This is a genomic window from Massilia sp. BGA-UO-ETr-WB1 (assembly GCF_059567845.1).
Genome location: NZ_JCAQOT010000026.1, coordinates 841,297 through 859,913, shown reverse-complemented (window position 1 = coordinate 859,913; position 18,617 = coordinate 841,297). Strand labels below are relative to the sequence as shown.

General features: G+C 67.7%; 14 protein-coding genes. 9 read left to right on the top strand and 5 right to left on the bottom strand.

Annotation, left to right across the window (positions count from 1 at the left end):
* Nucleotides 1-308: 308 nt before the first annotated feature.
* The 5 genes from AC56DV_RS26230 to AC56DV_RS26210 all read left to right on the top strand — a co-directional run bounded on the left by AC56DV_RS26230 (nt 309) and on the right by AC56DV_RS26210 (nt 4,750).
* Nucleotides 309-569 (top strand): exodeoxyribonuclease VII small subunit, encoded by a 261-nt coding sequence (locus tag AC56DV_RS26230; RefSeq protein ID WP_057153238.1) that lies wholly within the window; start codon nt 309-311, stop codon nt 567-569.
* Nucleotides 566-1,474 carry a polyprenyl synthetase family protein gene (locus AC56DV_RS26225; protein ID WP_496317144.1) on the top strand — a complete coding sequence of 303 codons (909 nt, stop codon included), beginning with the start codon at nt 566-568 and terminating at the stop codon, nt 1,472-1,474. The genes AC56DV_RS26230 and AC56DV_RS26225 overlap by 4 nt, the downstream gene beginning before the upstream one ends.
* A gap of 2 nt (nt 1,475-1,476) precedes the next feature.
* Nucleotides 1,477-3,354, top strand: a complete 1,878-nt coding sequence (gene dxs, locus AC56DV_RS26220; protein ID WP_496317143.1) for a 1-deoxy-D-xylulose-5-phosphate synthase — start codon at nt 1,477-1,479, stop codon at nt 3,352-3,354.
* Nucleotides 3,355-3,373: 19 nt separating this feature from the next.
* The gene (locus AC56DV_RS26215) at nt 3,374-3,901 is read left to right on the top strand and encodes a gamma carbonic anhydrase family protein (RefSeq protein ID WP_496317142.1); all 528 of its coding nucleotides are present in this window, start codon (nt 3,374-3,376) and stop codon (nt 3,899-3,901) included.
* A 123-nt stretch (nt 3,902-4,024) separates the two neighbouring features.
* Nucleotides 4,025-4,750: a M48 family metalloprotease gene (locus AC56DV_RS26210; protein ID WP_496317141.1), complete on the top strand. Its 726-nt coding sequence runs from the start codon at nt 4,025-4,027 to the stop codon at nt 4,748-4,750.
* 19 nt (nt 4,751-4,769) lie between these two features.
* On the opposite strand, the gene AC56DV_RS26205 is transcribed toward AC56DV_RS26210, so the two are convergent.
* Complete coding sequence (locus AC56DV_RS26205; RefSeq protein WP_496317140.1) at nt 4,770-6,032, bottom strand: SGNH/GDSL hydrolase family protein; 1,263 nt, start codon at nt 6,030-6,032, stop codon at nt 4,770-4,772.
* A 106-nt stretch (nt 6,033-6,138) separates the two neighbouring features.
* On the opposite strand from AC56DV_RS26205, the gene AC56DV_RS26200 reads away from it, so the two are divergent.
* Nucleotides 6,139-7,041: a LysR family transcriptional regulator gene (locus AC56DV_RS26200; protein ID WP_496317139.1), complete on the top strand. Its 903-nt coding sequence runs from the start codon at nt 6,139-6,141 to the stop codon at nt 7,039-7,041.
* Here AC56DV_RS26200 and AC56DV_RS26195 read toward each other — a convergent pair.
* Nucleotides 7,038-7,598 carry a cob(I)yrinic acid a,c-diamide adenosyltransferase gene (locus tag AC56DV_RS26195; RefSeq protein ID WP_496317138.1) on the bottom strand — a complete coding sequence of 187 codons (561 nt, stop codon included), beginning with the start codon at nt 7,596-7,598 and terminating at the stop codon, nt 7,038-7,040. The genes AC56DV_RS26200 and AC56DV_RS26195 overlap by 4 nt on opposite strands.
* Before the next feature lie 97 nt (nt 7,599-7,695).
* Between AC56DV_RS26195 and AC56DV_RS26190 the strand changes: the two genes are divergently transcribed.
* Genes AC56DV_RS26190 through glcF form a run of 3 tightly spaced genes read left to right on the top strand, consistent with a single transcriptional unit; the run spans nt 7,696 to nt 11,574 of the window.
* Complete coding sequence (locus AC56DV_RS26190; protein ID WP_496317137.1) at nt 7,696-9,210, top strand: FAD-linked oxidase C-terminal domain-containing protein; 1,515 nt, start codon at nt 7,696-7,698, stop codon at nt 9,208-9,210.
* A 10-nt stretch (nt 9,211-9,220) separates the two neighbouring features.
* On the top strand, nt 9,221-10,315 hold the full coding sequence (gene glcE / locus AC56DV_RS26185; RefSeq protein WP_496317136.1) for a glycolate oxidase subunit GlcE: 1,095 nt from the start codon (nt 9,221-9,223) through the stop codon (nt 10,313-10,315).
* A gap of 11 nt (nt 10,316-10,326) precedes the next feature.
* The gene (glcF, locus tag AC56DV_RS26180) at nt 10,327-11,574 is read left to right on the top strand and encodes a glycolate oxidase subunit GlcF (protein ID WP_496317135.1); all 1,248 of its coding nucleotides are present in this window, start codon (nt 10,327-10,329) and stop codon (nt 11,572-11,574) included.
* On the opposite strand, the gene AC56DV_RS26175 is transcribed toward glcF, so the two are convergent.
* The 3 genes from AC56DV_RS26175 to AC56DV_RS26165 form a co-directional block, all read right to left on the bottom strand.
* Nucleotides 11,550-14,021, bottom strand: coding sequence for a putative bifunctional diguanylate cyclase/phosphodiesterase (locus tag AC56DV_RS26175; RefSeq protein ID WP_496317134.1), 2,472 nt, complete (start codon nt 14,019-14,021; stop codon nt 11,550-11,552). The two genes, glcF and AC56DV_RS26175, sit on opposite strands and share 25 nt — an antisense overlap.
* Nucleotides 14,022-14,173: 152 nt before the next feature.
* Complete coding sequence (locus AC56DV_RS26170; protein WP_496317133.1) at nt 14,174-15,169, bottom strand: HD-GYP domain-containing protein; 996 nt, start codon at nt 15,167-15,169, stop codon at nt 14,174-14,176.
* Nucleotides 15,166-18,591, bottom strand: a complete 3,426-nt coding sequence (locus AC56DV_RS26165) for an MHYT domain-containing protein (RefSeq protein ID WP_496317132.1) — start codon at nt 18,589-18,591, stop codon at nt 15,166-15,168. Before AC56DV_RS26165 ends, AC56DV_RS26170 begins: the two co-directional genes overlap by 4 nt.
* Nucleotides 18,592-18,617 lie beyond the last annotated feature (26 nt).

Sequence of the window (18,617 nt, the reverse complement as noted above, 5' to 3'; positions counted from 1 at the left end):
AAAGTGCTGCAAACCAAGAAGAGACAGAATCCGTAAAGACCTGAATTCAGTTTTTGAAACGGTATTTCGGACAGAACCGGCGATTATACCGTGAAATGCCATTACTCCGCTTGAGTTCTTGGCGGATTGCCCAGCCCCGCGCCCGATTGCCTCGCCGACAGGGTAGACTGGATAGCAACACTGTAAGCGGCGGTTGCACTTGTGCCGGAGTGTTAATTCCACTGCATTGGTTGGTTTGATCTAAAATAACGGGCTACACTGCGCTGGCGGTCCCTGAACGCCGCCCGGCCTTACCGATTTGAGTGCTTATGTCTAAGAAATTGAATGCCGATCCCGTGAATGCCGCATCCGCCCCCGCCTCCTTCGAGGAAGCGATGGCGGAGCTTGCGCAACTGGTCACGCAGATGGAAGCGGGCCAGCTGCCGCTGGAAGCGTCCGTCGCGGCCTATGCGCGCGGTTCGGAACTGGTTAAATACTGCGCCGGCCAGCTCGACAAGGTGGAAGCGCAGGTCAAGGTGCTGGAAGGCGGCATGCTTAAGCCTTTCGCCGACGCCGAGGAGCTGGCATGAGCGCGGCTTTCCACGACTGGATGAAGACCATCCAGGCCGGCATGGAGCAGGACATGGGCGATTACCTGCCCTCCGCCGACGCCGTGCCTGCCAAGCTGCATGAAGCGATGCGCTATGCGCTGCTGGGCGGCGGCAAGCGCGTGCGCCCGCTGCTGGTGTACGCGGCCGGGGCGCTGTTCGGCGCCGACGCCGCCGTGCTGAGCCGCGCCGCGGCCGCCGTTGAAATGATCCACGCCTACTCGCTGGTGCACGACGACATGCCCTGCATGGACGACGACGAACTGCGCCGCGGCAAGCCGACCGTGCACGTGGCCTACGACGAAGCCACCGCGCTGCTGGTGGGCGACGCGCTGCAATCGCAAGCCTTCCTGGTGCTGGCCGATGCAACCGCAGCAGCCGGCGGCGCCGCGCTGCCCCCGGTACGCCTGGCGGCCATGCTGCGCCTGCTGGCGCACGCTTCCGGCTCGGCCGGCATGTGCGGCGGCCAGGCCATCGACCTGGACAGCGTGGGCCTGAGCCTGACCTTGGAACAGCTCGAGCGCATGCATCAATTGAAGACCGGCGCCTTGCTGCGCGCCTCCGTGGTGCTGGGCGCGCTGGCCGGCAAGGAACTGGAAGAAACCGAATTGACCGCGCTGAACGATTATGCGCGCGCCATCGGCCTGGCGTTCCAGGTGGTGGACGATGTGCTCGACGCCACCGCCGATTCGGCCACGCTGGGCAAGACCGCCGGCAAGGACGCGGCCGACAACAAGCCGACCTACGTTTCGATACTGGGCCTGGAGCCGTCGCGCGAGCTGGCGGAAAAATTGCGGCTCGACGCGCATGCAGCGCTCGCGCCGTTTGGAGAAAAAGCTTTGCGGTTACGCGAACTCGCGGATCTGATCGTGCAGCGGAAGGCATAAGAATGAACTTGCTAGACAATATTAATGACCCGGCCGACCTGCGCAAACTGACGCGCACCCAGCTCACGCCGCTGGCGCACGAAGTGCGCAACTACCTGCTCGATTCCGTCTCCAAGACGGGCGGCCACCTGTCGTCCAACCTGGGCACGGTGGAACTGACCGTCGCGCTGCACTACGTCTTCAACACGCCGCACGACCGCATCGTGTGGGACGTGGGCCACCAGACCTACACGCATAAAATCCTGACCGGCCGCCGCAAGCAGATGCACACGCTGCGCCAGCTGGACGGCATCTCCGGCTTCCCGCGCCGCGTGGAAAGCGAATACGACACCTTCGGCACGGCGCACTCGTCGACGTCGATTTCGGCCGCGCTGGGCATGGCGCAGGCGGCCAAGATCAAGGGTGAGCACCGCCACGCCATCGCCGTCATCGGCGACGGCTCCATGACCGCCGGCATGGCCTTCGAGGCGCTCAACAACGCCGGCGTGCAGGAAGACGTGAACCTGCTGGTGATCCTGAACGACAACGACATGTCGATTTCGCCGCCGGTGGGCGCGCTGAACCGCTACCTGGCGCGCCTGATGTCCGGCCAGTTCTACGCGGCCGCCAAGAACGTCGGCAAACAGGTGCTGCCCGGCCCCGTGCTGGAGCTGGCCAAGCGCTTCGAGGAGCATGCCAAGGGCATGGTGGTTCCGGCCACCATGTTCGAGGAATTCGGCTTCAACTACATCGGCCCGATCGACGGCCATGACCTGGAATCGCTGATCCCGACGCTGGAAAACATCAAGAAGCTGAAGGGCCCGCAGTTCCTGCACGTGGTGACCAAGAAAGGCCAGGGCTACAAGCTGGCCGAGGCCGAGCCGGTGCTGTACCACGGCACGCCCAAATTCAATCCGGCCGAAGGCATCAAGCCTGCCCCGGCCGGCAAGATCACCTACACCGAGGTGTTCGGCAACTGGCTGTGCGACATGGCCAAGGCCGACAAGCGCCTGGTCGGCATCACGCCCGCCATGCGCGAGGGCTCGGGCATGGTGCGCTTCGAGCAGGAATACCCGGACCGCTATTTCGACGTCGGCATCGCCGAGCAGCACTCGGTCACTTTCGGCGCCGGCCTGGCCTGCGAAGGCCTGAAGCCGGTGGTGGCGATCTACTCCACCTTCCTGCAGCGCGGCTACGACCAGCTGATCCACGACGTGGCGCTGCAGAACCTGGACGTGACCTTCGCGCTGGACCGCGCCGGCCTGGTGGGCGCGGACGGCGCCACCCACGCCGGCAATTACGACCTGGCCTTCATGCGCTGCATCCCGAACATGGTGGTGATGGCCGCCTCGGACGAAAACGAATGCCGCCAGATGCTCACCACCGGCTACCACTACCAGGGTCCGGCCGCGATCCGCTATCCGCGCGGCGCGGGCATCGGCGCGGCCATCGATCCGAAGCTGGAATCGATTGAAATCGGCAAGGGCGAAATCAAGCGCAAGGGCGAGAAGATCGCCATCCTGGCCTTCGGTTCGATGGTGGCGCCGTCGGTGGCGGCGGGCGCGCAGCTGGGCGCCACGGTGGCCAATATGCGCTTCGTCAAACCGCTGGACGTGGAACTGGTGAAGCAGCTGGCCGCCGAACACGATTATTTCGTGACGGTGGAAGAAGGCTGCATCATGGGCGGCGCCGGCGCCGCCGTGGCCGAAGCGCTGGCCGCCGAAGGCATCGTCAAGCCGGTGCTCATGCTCGGCCTGCCGGACAAGTTCATCGACCATGGCGACCCGGCCAAGCTGCTGGCCAGCGTGGGCCTGGACGCCGGCGGCATCGCCGCCTCCATCAAGGCGCGCTTTGTGGCAGCGAACGGCGACGAGCCGCGCCTTGTGGTCAACAACGGCTGATCCCGAAGGCGCGCAAACCATGCCAGTCAGTTCCTACCTCGACACCTCGCCCGAGCTGGGCGATGGCGTCTATCTGCACGACACCGCGCAGGTGATCGGCGACGTGCGCATCGGGCGCGATTCCTCGGTCTGGTGCAACACCGTGCTGCGCGGGGACGTGAACCGCATCACCATCGGCGAGTGCAGCAATGTGCAGGATTTCGCCATGGGCCATGTGTCGCACAAGAACGCGGCCAAGCCGGACGGCTCGCCGCTGGTGATCGGCAACTACGTCACCATCGGCCACTCGGTCATCCTGCACGGCTGCGAAATCGGCGACGAATGCCTGATCGGCATGGGTTCCATCGTCATGGACGACGTGGTGGTGAAAAAGCACGTCATGATCGGCGCCGGCAGCCTGGTATCGCCCGGCAAGGTGCTGGAAAGCGGCTACCTGTACGTGGGCCGCCCGGTCAAGCGCGTGCGCAAGCTCACCGATGAAGAAATCGCCTACTTGAAATACTCCGCCGAACACTACGTTCGCGTCAAAAACAACCATTCGAAGTAAGTCCGCCTTGCGGCCGCGTCCGCGCTCTCCTATATTGGTATAAACGGTTTATGCCAATATCGGGAGGTCGCCATGCGCCATTCCGCCTGCTCCGCTTGTTCTGCGGTGTTGCTTGCAGCATGTTTGCTGCCGCAGGCCGCGCCGGCCCAGGTGCCGGACTCCGGCCGCTGGCAGGAACTGCGCTTTGGCGCGGAGGAGGTCGGCGCGCGCATGGAAGACCGCTATATCGAGCAGGTGGTGGAGCTTGCCGCCGCCGGCCGGCTCGACGCGGACCGCGCGCTGCTGCACCGCCTGCGCTACATCAGCCGGGAACTGATCGCCGCCGCCATTGAGCTGAAGCCGGAAGCGGCGTCCTGGCCGTGGGAAGTGCACCTGGCCAGCGGGGCGGATATCGACGCGGTCTGCCTGGCGGGCGGCAAGCTGCTGGTGGGCGCCGATTTCGTGCGGCGGCTGGCGCTGGACGACAGCGAACTGGCGGTGCTGCTGGCGCACGAAGTGGCGCACGCCATCGCCGAACATTCCCGCGAATTCCTGTCCGAAGCGCAGCTGGTTTATCGCCCGCTGGTGCCGGTGGACGTGGTCATGCTGCGGCTGGACAGCGACTTGTCCCTGCAACTGCGCCTGGCGGGCCTGGCCCGCACGCAGGAGCGAGAGGCGGACCAGCTGGGAATGGTGCTCGTGCACCGCGCCGGGTGGCCGGCATCGGCCATGCTCAGTTTCTACCGCAAGCTGGCGGACGCGGACGCGGACGGCGGCGCCGGCGCGGGAGAGTCCCTGATCGCCAGCCATCCCTCGCACGCCTCGCGCATCAGCATGTCGCGCGGCATGGCGCGGCTGCTGGAGCCATGATCCCACGCCGCGCCTTGCCCTACAGCACCTCGTAAGCGGCCTTCGCCATCGCCTCGTAGCCGGCGTCGCCGGGGTGCAGGTGGTCGCCCGAGTCGTAGGCGGGCAGCATGCGGGACGGGTGCGCCGGGTCGCGCAGCACGGCGTCGAAGTCCGCCACCGCGTCGAAGGCGCCGCTGCCGCGTATCCAGTCGTTCACCTTGCGCCGCACGGCGTCCTTGGCCGGGCTGTAGTGGTCCGACAACGGTGTGCCTTGCAGCGCGTTCTTGAATGGCGCCATGGTGGCGCCGATCACCTTCACCTTGCGTTCCCGGGCGCGCTCGATCAGCTTGCGGTAGCCGGCGATCAGCGTTTCGGCCTCCATGGCCGGATCGTGCGGGGCAAAGCCGCTGGCGGGCCAGCCGATGTCGTTGATGCCCAGCGCAATGATCACGCTGCGCACACCCGGCTGCGCCAGCACGTCCTGCTCGAAGCGTGCTGCCGCCCGCTCGCCCATGCGGTCTCCCAGTACCCGCGCGCCCGAAATGCCAGCGTTGGCCACGCCGATTCCGCGCGCTGCCGCCAGTTTGGCCAGGTAGTCCGGCCAGCGGCGGTCATGGTCCGGCGTGGAGCCGTTGCCGTCCGTGAGCGAGTCGCCGAAGGCGACGACGGTGCCGCCCGTCGCCGCCGCGGCTGCCGGCGCGCCGCCGCTGACGTGGATCGCGCTCAGGAACACGCGTCCGTGCAGCGGCGCCGCCCCCGCCAACTGCCGCGCGCCGGCCTGGTTGCCGCTGCCGACAAAGGCCGTCTGCTGCGCGCCCCAGTGGAAAGTGGACGGCGCCGCACGCTGCGGAAAGTAGGTTGACACGCTCAACCGTTCAAGCGCACGCACGCTGAAGTCCAGCGCGTCGCTGACCGCTTGCTGGCCGGGTGCCACGGTCACCGAGCGCCGGCCGCCGAACGTCAGCATGCCCGCTGGCGCCGGGGCAATGGCGCCGGCAGCGCCGCCTGCCGCGCTGCCGGCGCTACGGGCCAGTTGTGCTTCGCCGATCACCAGCGGCTCCGTGCCGTAGCGGTTCGACAGCACCACCCGCACGCGCTGCCCGCCCACGCTGAGGCGCAGCGTCTCGCGCACGGTCTGATTCTGCAGGCTAAGCGGGATATTGGTCGGCAGCGCGAAGCCCGCGTCCCAGCCGGGCTGCGGCGCCGCGTACCAGCTGGTCTGCCACTGCTCCGCCGCCACGGCGGGCAAAGCGGACGACGCGATGGCGGCGGCAAGGCCGATAGTGGCAATGGTCTTGAACATGATCTGCTCCTTGAGTAAGTGTGCAGTCATCTTCATCCATTCCAATCTTGTGCGGAAGCGGCCAAAATGGACTATGCTTCATTCCAATATCGAATGAAAGCCAGGCATGGACACCATCCGCTCCCTGCAGTACTTTGTGCGCGCCGTGGAACTGGGCAGCCTGTCCGCCGTCGCGCGCGAGCACGGCACCACGCAACCCACGGTCAGCAAGACCGTCGCCGCCCTGGAAGACAGCCTCGGCGTGCGCCTGCTCGAACGCAGCACTTCCAGCCTCTCGCCCACGGTGCAAGGCCAGCGCTTCTACGAGCGCGGCAAAGGCGTGCTGGAAGACTACGCCGAAGCCGTGGCCGACGCGCGCGGCGAAACCCAGACCGCCTCCGGCCTGCTGCGTGTGAACGCCCCGGCCGCGCTGGGCCAGTTCCGCCTGAACGCGCTGGTGCAGGAATTCCTTGCGGAATACCCGGAAATGGAAATTGAGTTGATACTGAACGACCGCATGGTGGACTTGGTGGAAGAGGGCGTCGACGTCGCGCTGCGGCTGGGCGGCGAGCTGCCGCCGAACGCCATCGCCCGCAGGATCGCCAGCTCGCCGCGCTGGCTGGTGGCATCGCCCGATTACCTGAAAAGCTGCCCCAAGCTGGGCCGGCCCGAAGACCTGGAGGCGCACAACTACATCCGCTTCGCCTGGCTCAGCACCGGCGGCATGGTCGAACTGCACAACGGCGGACGCAGCGTGCAAGTGCAAACGCATGGCCGCTACCGCGTCAACAACGCGCTGGCCATCCGCGACAGCCTGGAGATGGGCGCCGGCATCGGCCTGTGCCCCGCCTGGCTGATACACGACCTGCTGGCAAGCCGCAAGCTTGTCCGCGTACTGCCGGACTGGCAGGGCGCAGCGCAGGACCTCAGCTTGCTCTACCCTTCCCGCCGCCACCAGCCCCTGCGCGCCCGCCTGTTCATGGATTTTCTGCAGGCTCGCCTGCCGCAACAGGCAGGATTCGAAATTTAACCCTTCTTGCTCTTGCGCTCGTGCTGCCACAGCACGTCGCTGCCGCCGGCGAAGCGGTTCAGGACGCGGGCCAGGACGAACATCAGGTCGGACAGGCGGTTGACGTACTGGCGCGGGTGGTCGTGCAGGGTCTCGGTTTTGCCCAAGGTGACGATGCTGCGCTCGGCGCGGCGGCAGACGGTGCGGCACACGTGGGCGATCGAGGCGGCGCGCGAGCCGGCCGGCAGGATGAACTCGGTCAGCGCCGGCAGCGTGGCGTTGTACTTGGCCAGCAGCCCGTCCAGCTTTTCCACGTGCTCTTCCTTGATCATCTGGTAGCCGGGGATGCACAGCTCGCCGCCCAGGTCGAACAGGTCGTGCTGTACGCCCACCAGTTCGTCGCGCAGGTCGTCCGGCATGGCTTCACTGAGCAGCAGGCCGAGGTTGGAGTTCAGCTCGTCCACGTCGCCGATGGCGTGGATGCGCAGGCTGTCCTTGTCGGTGCGGCTGCCGTCGCCCAGGCCGGTGGTGCCGTTGTCGCCGGTGCGGGTGGCGATTTTCGAGAGTCGGTTGCCCATGATATTGCCCCTTATTTCTGGAATGACAGCGAGCATACGATAAATTCAGCTTGGGTGCCTTACAATCAGTACTTCATCGGCGATATGCTCTACTCCCATGACCACAGCCACCCAAGCAGCCACGCAGCAAGCCAAGCCGCAGCCGGCTTTCACGGCCGAGCGCCAGCACAGCGTCGCGGCGGCCCTGCGCGCCGTGCTGCCGGCAGCCGGCATCCTGTCCGAACTGGAAGACACCCGGCCGTACGAGTGCGACGGCCTGTCGGCCTACCGCCAGCCGCCCATGATCGTGGCGCTCCCCGCCAATGAGCAGGAGGTGCTGGCGGTGCTCAAGGTGTGCCGCGACATGAACGTGCCCATCGTGCCGCGCGGAGCGGGCACCGGCCTGTCCGGCGGCGCCATGCCGATCGCCGACGGCGTGGTGCTGTCCACCGCGCGCATGAACCGTATCGTGCGCATGGACGCGTATTCGCGCACGGCGGTGGTGCAGCCCGGCGTGCGCAACCTGGCGATCTCGGAAGCGGCGGCGCAGTACGAGCTGTACTACGCGCCCGACCCGTCGTCGCAGATCGCCTGCACCATAGGCGGCAACGTGGCGGAGAACTCGGGGGGCGTGCATTGCCTGAAATACGGCCTGACGGTGCACAACGTGCTGCGCGTGCGCATGGCCACCATCGAGGGCGACGTGGTGGAGCTGGGCAGCGAGGCGCTGGACGCGCCGGGCCTGGACCTGCTGTCGGCCTTCATCGGTTCCGAGGGCATGCTGGGCATCGTCACCGAGGTGACGGTGAAACTGGTGCCCAAGCCGGCCTGCGCGCGCGTGATCATGGCGTCCTTCGGCGACGTGGTCACCGGCGGCAACGCGGTGGCCAAGGTGATCGCGGCGGGCATCATCCCTGCCGGCCTGGAGATGATGGACCGAACCTCGTCGCGCATGGTGGAGCCCTTCGTGAAGGCGGGCTACGACACCGACGCCGCCGCCATCCTGCTGTGCGAGGCGGACGGCACGCTGGAAGAGGTGGAGGAGGAGATCGCGCGCATGACGGCGGTGCTGGAAGCGGCCGGCGCCAGCGCCATCCAGGTGTCGCGGAGCGAGGCGGAGCGGCTCAAGTTCTGGTCCGGCCGCAAGAACGCTTTCCCGGCCGCGGGCCGCATTTCGCCGGACTATTACTGCATGGACGGCACCATCCCGCGCAAGCACCTGGCGCGGGTATTGATCGGCATCGAGCAGATGGAGGCGAAGTACGGCCTGCGCTGCGCCAACGTATTCCACGCGGGCGACGGCAATCTGCATCCGCTGATTTTATTCGATGCGAACCAGCCGGATGAACTGGAGCGCGCCGAGGCCTTCGGCGCCGAGATCCTGGCGCTGTGCGTGGAAGTGGGCGGCACCATCACCGGCGAACACGGCGTGGGCATCGAGAAGATCGACTCCATGTGCGTGCAGTTCAAGCCCGCCGAGCTGGAGGCCTTCTTCAGCGTCAAGCGCGCCTTCGATCCGGCCATGCTGCTCAATCCGAACAAGGCCATTCCCACCCTGAACCGCTGCGCGGAGTTCGGCAAAATGCGCGTGACGGCGGGCCTGCTGCCGCACGCCGGTTTGCCGCGTTTTTAATCGGAGCCACATGCAAACGATCTTGGAACAATTCCGCGCGCAGGTGCTGGCCGCCGTTGAAGCCGGAGCGCCGTTGCGCGTGCGCGGCGGCGGCACGAAGGACTGGTATGGAAATGAAACCGCCGGCGCCGTGCTCGATACCCGCGCCTACACGGGCGTGGTGGATTACGAGCCGACCGAACTGGTGATTACCGTGCGCTGCGGCACGCCGCTGGCCGAGGTGGAGGCGCTGCTGGCCGCCAACGGGCAGATGCTGGCGTTCGAGCCGCCGCGTTACGGCGCCGGATCGACCATCGGCGGGGTGGTGGCCAGCGGCCTCGCCGGGCCGCGCCGCGCCAGCGCTGGCGGCGTGCGCGACTTTGTGCTGGGCGCGAAGCTCATGGACGGCAAGGGCGAGGTGCTGAACTTCGGCGGGCAGGTGATGAAGAACGTGGCGGGCTATGACGTTTCGCGCCTGCTGGCCGGCTCGATGGGCACGTTGGGACTGATACTGGAGGTGTCGCTCAAGGTGCTGCCGCTGCCGGTGTGCGAGGCGACGCTGCGTTTTGAGTTGAGCGAGATCGATGCGCTGCGGCGCCTGAACGAATGGGCCGGGCAGCCCTTGCCGCTGTCGGCCAGCTGCTGGCATCATGGCGTGCTGATGGTGCGGCTGTCGGGCGCGGAGGCGGCGGTGCGCGCGGCATTGGCGCGCATGGGCGGCGCAGGTGCCGCAGGCGGCACGATGGACGGGGTTCGCGTCGATGATGGCGAAGCGGCGGCGCTCTGGGCCAGCCTGCGCGACCAGTCGCATAGCTACTTCGGCGGCGGTGCGCTGTGGCGGCTGTCGGTGCCGCCGGCAGCCAGCGCGATCATCCTGAAAGGCGAACAACTGATCGAATGGGGCGGCGCGCAGCGCTGGCTGAAAGTGGCCGCTGCGCCGGGTGCGGATGCGGCGCAGGACGTCCGCCGCACGGTGGCGGCCGCCGGCGGCCACGCCACGCTGTTCCGCGCAGGGGACAAAAGCGCCGGCGCATTCCATCCGCTGGCGCCCGCCGTGGCGAAGATCAATCAGCGTCTCAAGCAGGCCTTCGACCCGGCCGGCATCTTCAACCCCGGCCGCATGTAGATAGCGATACTATGCAAACCAATCTGGCAGACTTCATCAAGAACACGCGCGAAGGCGACGAGGCCGAGGCCATCCTGCGCGCCTGCGTGCATTGCGGCTTTTGCACCGCCACGTGCCCCACCTACCAGCTGCTGGGCGACGAGCTGGATGGCCCGCGCGGACGCATCTACCTGATCAAGCAGGTACTGGAAGGCGCGCCCGTCACGCAGAAAACGCAGACCCACCTGGACCGCTGCCTGACCTGCCGCAACTGCGAGAGCACCTGTCCGTCCGGCGTGCAGTATGGCCGCCTGGCCGACATCGGCCGCAAGGTGGTGGAACAGCGCGTGCAGCGGCCGCTGGCCGACCGCATCAAGCGCTACGTGCTGAAGGAGGCCTTGCCGCGCCGCTGGCTGTTCGAACCGGCGCTGGCCATGGGGCGCCTGTTCAAGCCGGTGCTGTCGCCGTCGCTGCAGGACAAGCTGCCGCCGGCCGCAGCGGCGGGACGCAGGCCGGCGCGCAGCCATGCGCGCAAGATGCTGGTGCTGGAAGGCTGCGTGCAGCCGGGCATGGCGCCCAACATCAACTCGGCCGCCGCGCGCGTGCTGGATGCGCTGGGCGTGCAGTTGATCGCGGCGCCCAAGGCCGGCTGCTGCGGCGCGCTGCGCTACCACCTGAACGACCAGGACGGCGGGCTGGACGACATGCGCCGCAATGTCGATGCGTGGTGGCCTTATGTGGCGGGCGAGGCTGGCGTGGCGCCGGTCGAGGCCATCGTGATGACGGCGTCCGGCTGCGGCGTGACCGTCAAGGAGTACGGCCATCTGCTGGCGCATGATCCTGCCTACGCGGAGAAAGCGCGCCGCATTTCCGGGCTGACCAGGGATCTGAGCGAGGTGATGCCGGCGTTCGAGGCGGAGCTGGCGCAAAGAATGCAGGGCCGCATCGCGGAGCGCGTGGCCTTCCATCCGCCGTGCACCCTGCAGCACGGGCAGCAGATACGCGGCAAGGTGGAGGGCGTGCTGCGCGCCGTGGGCGTGGACGTGGTGCTGTGCGCGGACAGCCATCTGTGCTGCGGCTCGGCGGGCACGTATTCGATGCTGCAGCCGGAGCTGTCAAAGCAGCTGCGCGACCGCAAGCTGGAGAACCTGGAAGCCACCGGCGCGAAGAGGATCGTATCGGCCAATATCGGCTGCCTCACGCATCTGCAGTCCGGCACCGAAACGCCGGTGCAGCACTGGATAGAACTGATCGATCAGGCGCTGGGCAGGGCGGCGTAGGGAATGCTGGGGGCGCCGCTCATGCCGTCGATGGGCAGCCGGGCGGCGCGCTGCCAGGCGGGCGTGCTGGCGAAGTTGGCGGTCCACGCCAGCACGTCGTCGGCCGGCATGGGCCTTGCGATGCCGTAGCCTTGCGCCAGCTCGCAGCCCAGCCGCATCAGCTGGGCGCCGTGTTCCACGGTCTCCACGCCTTCGGCGATCACGCTGCGGTTGAAGGCGCGCGCCAGGCCGATGACGGCCGACACCAGGTGCAGGTCGTCGCGGTCCACCAGCATGTTGCGCACGAAGCTCTGGTCTATCTTCAGCACTTCGGCGGGCAGCCGCTTCAGGTAGGACATGGACGAGTAGCCGGTGCCGAAATCGTCCAGCGCGAAACGGATGCCGAGCGCCTGGCATTCGAGCATGATGGCGCGCACGTGGCCGATGTCCGCCAGCGCCGACGATTCCAGGATCTCCAGCTCCAGCATGCGCGGCGGCACGCCGGGGAATTCGGCCAGGATGGCGGTCAGGCGCGGCACGAAGTCGGTGCGCTGGAAATGGCGCGCGGCGATGTTCACGCTCACCACCCAGTCCGGGTGGCTGGCGCGCCACAGCTCCAGCTGGCGCAGCGCGTGGCGCAGCACCATGTCGCCGATTTCCACGATCAGGTCGGTGTGCTCGACCACCGGCAGGAACTCCATCGGCCCGACGATGCCGCGCTGCGGGTGGCGCCAGCGCAGCAGCGCTTCCATGCCGATGATGCGGCCGGCGCGCATGTCCAGCTTGGGCTGGTAGTACAGGCATAGTTCGTCGGCGCGCAGCGCGGCGCGGATTTCGGTGCGGCGGTTGTGGTGCGTGCGCACCTGTTCGTCCAGGTGGACGTCGAAGAAGTGCACCTTGTTGCGGCCGGTGATCTTGGCCTGGTACAGCGCCTGGTCCGCGTGGCGCAGCAGGTTGTCGGCGCTGATGTCGCCGCCCTGGTAGAGCGTGACGCCGGCGCTGGCGGGCACCGACAAGGTTTGCGTTTCGCAGTGGTAGGGCCGGCCCAGCAGCGCGAGCAGCTGCGCCAGCGTGCGCTCGACGGCGGCCTGGTCGGACTGGTCCGGCAGCAGCAGCACGAACTCGTCGCCGCCCAGGCGCGCGGCGTAGTGGCGCGGACCGGCGAAGCTGTGCAGGCGGCCTGCGGCCTGCTTGAGGATTTCGTCGCCCAGTGCGTGGCCGCCGCGCTCATTCACCTGCTGGAAATGGTCCAGGTCCAGCATGCACACGGCCAGCATGGCGTGGCCATTGTCGCCCTGCCGCGCGAGTTCCAGTTCGTGCTCGAAGCGCGCCGCCAGCGCGCTGCGGTTGGGCAGGCCGGTCAGCAAGTCATGCTGGCTTTGCCAGGACATTTGCTGTATCAGCTGTTTCTTCTCGCTTACGTCGCGGAACACCAGCACAATCCCTTGCACGCCGGCTTGCACGCCTGCCGCGCCGCCCTCGTTGCGGCGGATGGGAGCGATGGTGTATTCGATGACGAAGCTGGCGCCGGACTGCTGGCGCAGGGTCTGGTTCTTGGCGCGCACCACCGCGCCGCCGGCGTAGATGCTTTGCATGGTGCGCTTCAGCGCCTGGTGGCCGAAGTTGTTGGCCAGTGTGAACACCGCGTGCAGCTGCCTGCCGCGCGCCTGTTCCGTGCTGTAGCCGGTGAGCTGCTGCGCCGCCTCGTTCATGCTTTCGATGCGGCCATCGAGCCCGGTGACGATGACGGCGTCGCCGATCGAGGCCAGCGTCACCTCGATGCGCTCCTTCTGTTCCTGCAGCGAGTGCACCAGCGCCTGCACCTGGCTGGCCATGCTGTTGAAGGTGGTGGCCATGGCGCGCGCTTCCGGCGAGCCATGGACCGGCATGCGCACGCCCAGTTCACCGTTCTGGAAACGGCCGGTGGCATTCTCCAGGCGCAGCTGCATGCGCCGGTTCAGGTAAATCAGCAGGCCGAGCAGCACGTAAATGGTGACGATGTTCAGCACCGAGATGCCGGCCTGCTGGCGCAGCGCGCGCCATACGCGGTTCAGCGGCTGGGTGGGATGGAACCACAGCGACAGCGTGCCGGGGGCAAGGCCGGCGCCTGCACCGCCGGCGCCGCCTGCTTCGTGCAGCGGTACGCGCAAGTTGAGGTAGAGCGGCTCGATGGCCGTCACGTTGCCCAGCCAGGAAGGATGGGCCAGGTCGGGCAGGGGCGTGGCGCCGGCGGAGGCGACGGCGTTGCCGCCATGCTCCCAGCGCACCATCGCCAGGTCAGGGTTGTGCGCGGCGGCGCCGGCCAGCAGTGCGGCGATGGCCAGGCCGTTGCGTTCGCGCTGCAAGGGCTTGAGGGCGGCCGCCAGGTATTGGGCGAGCTGCTGCGCTTCGACTTCGTAGCGCTGGCGCGCGGTGGCCGATTCGGATTCGGTCATCAGCGTATAGCGCACGCTGACGATGATAGTCACTAGCAATAAGATAGGGATGAAAAGCCTGGCGTAGATCCCCATGCGCATCCACAACGACAGCAATTTCCCCAACAATGGCATAGGTTTCCGTCCAGCCCAAATCGTTCCCATTCACATTATTGCGTAAAAGTCACTGCACAATCCTGATTATTTTAACGTTCCGCCCATTTTTCCATGATTTCCGCGACAGCCGGCAGCTGCGTCAGGAACAGGTCCACCAGCTGCGGGTCGAAATGCAGGCCGCGCTGGGCGCGCAGGTAGTCGCAGGCCTGCTCCACGCTCCACGCTTGCTTGTAAGGGCGCACCGAGGTGAGCGCGTCGAACACGTCGGCCACGGCGACGATGCGGCCGGCCAGCGGAATCTGTTCGCCTTTCAGGCCGTGCGGATAGCCGCTGCCGTCCCATTTTTCGTGGTGGTTCTGCGCCACCTGGCAGGCCACCGCCAGCATGCCGGTGGCGTGGCGGCCGATGATGTCGGCGCCGATGGTGGGGTGGCTCTGCATCACGCGCCATTCCTCCTCGTCCAGCTTGGCGGGCTTTTGCAGGATGCGGTCGGGGATGCCGATCTTGCCGATGTCGTGCATCGGCGCGGCGTTGAACAGGTCGTCCACGTCGTCCTCGTCCATGCCGCAGGCGATGGCGAGCAGGCGCGTGTAGTGGCTCATGCGGATCACGTGCAGGCCGGTTTCGTTGTCCTTGTATTCGGCGGCCAGGCCGAGGCGCTGCACGATCTCGAGGCGGCTCGCCTTCAGTTCGTCCAGCCGCACCAGCGACAGGTGCAGCCGCACGCGCGCCTTCACCACGGCCGGGCTGACCGGCTTGGTGATGTAGTCCACCGCGCCGGCTTCGAAGCCGTCCACCTCGTCGGTACTGTCGGTGAGCGCGGTGACGAAGATGACCGGGATGCCCTCGGTGGCGGGATCGGCCTTCAGGCGCCGGCACACTTCGTAGCCGGTCATGTCGGGCATCATCACGTCCAGCAGGATCAGGTCGGGCTGCTCCTTGGCGGCCAGCTCCAGCGCGCGCGGGCCGTCCTTGGCGAACAGCAGGCTGTAGCGCTCCTGCAGGATCTGGCGCAGCAGCTGGAGATTGGTCGACTCGTCGTCGACCGCGAGAATGACGGGAAGGCGCTTGGGTGCTTGGATCATGGTGTGCTCCCGGCCGGCGCGGGCAGGCAGGACGCCAGCAGCGCCTCCAGCCGCGCGTGGGCCGCGGTGAAATCGAAATCGTCTATCGCTTGCTGCAGTTCCTGCAGGCGCTGGGGCGGGACATGCGAGGCCAGGGCCTGCGCCAGTTGTTCCATGGTGGCTTCGTCGAAGGCGCCAATGTCGATGGAGCGCTGCAGGGTGGCGCCGAGACGGCCCACCAGCGCTTCATCCAGCGCTTGCGGCGCTGCGGGCGGAGCGGCGGTGGCGGATGTGGCGGCGGATGTGGCGAGCAGCTTGCCGATGGCCGCAATGGCTTCGGCCAGGCGCTGCTCCGCCGCGTCGAGCAGCGCCGCCGCGGCTGTCGGCGTGGCCGCCGCGCCGCCGCGCCACGCGTTTTCGAGCCGGTCCAGCGCCACGGCCAGCTGTTCCAGGCCCAGGTTGCCGGCCGCGCCCTTGAGCTGGTGCGCCAGCGCCGATGCTTCGGCGAGATCGGCAACGCCGGCGTCATCGCCATTCGCGCCAGCCAGGCCGCCCAGTTGCCGCAGTTCCTGCATGGCGTGCGCGCGGTCGGCGGCGAAGCTGCCCAGCGCGCGGTGGTAGACGCGCTCATCGCCGGCCCAGCGGTGCAGCGCGTGCGCGTGGTTCAGCACCTGCAGCAGCGGATGCGCGCTGCTGTCGGCCGCTTCCTCGTCGATGGCGATGCCCAGCACCAGCGCCAGTTCGCGGCCCAGCACGTGCATGTCCACCGGCTTGGGCGCAAAGCCTTCCATGCCGGCCGCATTGGTCGCTTCGCGGTCTTTCTCCAGCACGCTGGCGGTCATGGCGATGATGGGCACGCGCGGACGGCCCAGCTGCGCTTCCTGCGCGCGGATGCGGCGCGTGGCCTCCAGGCCGTCCATGCCCGGCATCTGCACGTCCATCAGGATCACGTCGAAGCGGCCCTCGGCGGCCAGCTGCACGGCGATCAGGCCGTCGCTGGCGCCGGTGATGCTGTGGCCCTGCTTGCCGAGCAGGAGGGTGAGCAGCTCCAGGTTTTGCGGCACGTCGTCGGCCGCCAGGATGTTCAGCGGCGGCAGCTTGATGGACGGCGCCGGGCGCTGCTGCGCCGGCTGGCTGGCGGCCGGGATCAGCGGCAGCACCACGTGGAAGGCGCTGCCGTGGCCCTCGGTGCTGGTGGCCCAGATCTGGCCGCCCATCAGTTCGGCCAGCTGCTTGCAGATGGTGGTGCCCAGCCCGGTGCCGCCGAAGCGCCGGTTCATCGACGCGTCGGCCTGGGTGAAGGGCTCGAAAATGGCGGCCAGGCGGTTGGCCGGGATGCCGATGCCGGTGTCGCTGACGATGAAGTGCACGCAGTCGCCGTCCGGTCCGTTCTCGCGCGCCACCGCCAGCGTGACGTTGCCGTGGGCGGTGAACTTGATGGCGTTACCCAGCAAATTACTGAGCACCTGGCGCACCCGCAGTTCGTCGCCGTGCAGGCTGTGCGGCATGGCCGGGTCGTAGGCGATCGACAGTTTCAGGCCTTTCGCGCCGGCGTTGCTGCCCATGGTGGAGGACAGCTCGTCGATCAGGGCCAGCAGGTTGTAGTCGGCCAGTTCCAGTTCCACCGCGCCCTTGTCCAGCTTGGCCGTGTCGAGGATTTCGTTGAGCAGGCGCAGCAGCGAGCGGGCCGAGTTGCGCACCGTGTTCAGGTGGCGCCGCTGGTCGTTGGCCAGTTCGCCCTGCAGCAGCACGTCGGTGAAGCCGAGGATGGAGTTCATCGGCGTGCGGATTTCGTGGCTCATATTGGCCAGGAAGGCGGCGCGCGCGGCGGCGGCCTGCTCGGCGCGCTCCTTGGCCGCGCGCAGCTCCTCTTCCATGGTGCGGCGGCCGCTGATGTCCAGGATCACGCCGTCGAGCCACTGCACTTTGCCCTGCTCGTTGAAGATGGCGCTGCCGTTCTCCCACATCCAGCGGATGCTGCCGTCCTTGTGCAGCAGGCGGTATTCCAGCACGAAGGGTTGGCCCTGCTCGACCGCCGCCGCCAGGCCGCGCGCCACTTGCTCGTGGTCGTCCGGGTGGATCAGGTCGCCGAAGTTGCGCTGCGGCGGCGAGCCGACGAAATCGGCGGCGGGGTAGCCGGTCAGGTTTTCCACCGCCGCGCTGACGAACACCATGGGCCAGCCGGGCGCCATCAGGCTGCGGTAGGAAATGCCGGGGATGTTGCCGATCAGGGAGCGGAACTGCTGCTCGCTGGCGCGCAACTGCTGCTCCATGGCCTTGCGCTCGCTGATGTCGGTGACGAAGCAGACGTACAAGTCCTTGTCGGCCAGGCGCGCATGGCCGTAGGCGTTGCGCAGCGGGACGTGGGCGCCGCTCTTGTGCAGGCCCAGCACGTCCTGGCTTTCGCCGATCACGCCTTCCTTGCCGTCGTTCAGGTGGCTGAGGATGCCGTCGCGCTGCGAGCGCGCCGGGTCGCCGATCAGCACGCGCACGTTGCGGCCCAGGATATCCTCGCGGCGCCAGCCGAAGATGCGCTCGGCCGCCGCGTTGAACTCGCGGATGGTGCCGTCCGACTCCATGGTGATGACGCCGTCGACGGCGGTGGCCAGCAGCGCGCGCATCCACGATTCGCTCTGGCTGAGCTGGATGAACAGCGCGCGGTAGCGCAGCATGCCGTTGGCCGACAGCACCAGCAGGGTGAACGAGACGGTGATCAGGGTGATGGCCAGCGCCAGGAAGCTGGCGTCGCTGACGCCGCCGGCCGTGCCGGGCGGCACGGTGCCGACGAAGCGCGCCGCCGCCATGCCGGTGTAGTGCATGCCGGCGATGGCGCAGCCCATGATGACGCCGGCGATGGCCAGCCGGGTGGCGCCGCTCAGGCGGCCGCGCAGCGCGCTCAGGCCGAAGCGCACCCACAGCGCCAGCGTGGCCAGCGCCACCGCCACCACGATGGACAGCGCGAACATGGCCGGGTCGTAGCGCAGCTCGAGCGCGGTGCGCATGGCGGCCATGCCGGTGTAGTGCATGGCGCCGATGCCGGCGCCCACCAGCACGCCGCCGGCCAGCAGCTGCCAGCGGCCGATCTGCTGGCGGCTGATCAGCGACAGCGCCACGAAGGAGGCGGCCACGCTGGGCAGCATGGACCAGATGGTGATGGAGCGGTCGTAGTCGACGCTGGTGCACAGGTCGAAGGCCAGCATGCCGATGAAGTGCATGGCCCACACGCCGCTGCCCAGCGCCAGGCTGCCGGTCAGCAGCGCGGCGCTGCGCAGGCGCGCGCTGGCGGCGGCCGCGGCCTGGCCGGCCATCTGCAAACCCATCCAGGAAGAGAAGGACGCCACCAGTACGGACAGTGCGACCAGCCAGGGGTCGTACAGCCCATAGCTGAGCATATTGGGGTCGGAGGGCGGCGAGAACAGCTGCGCCAGATAGTCGATAACCATGATGTGCGGGCGGGGGGGCTGGCCCC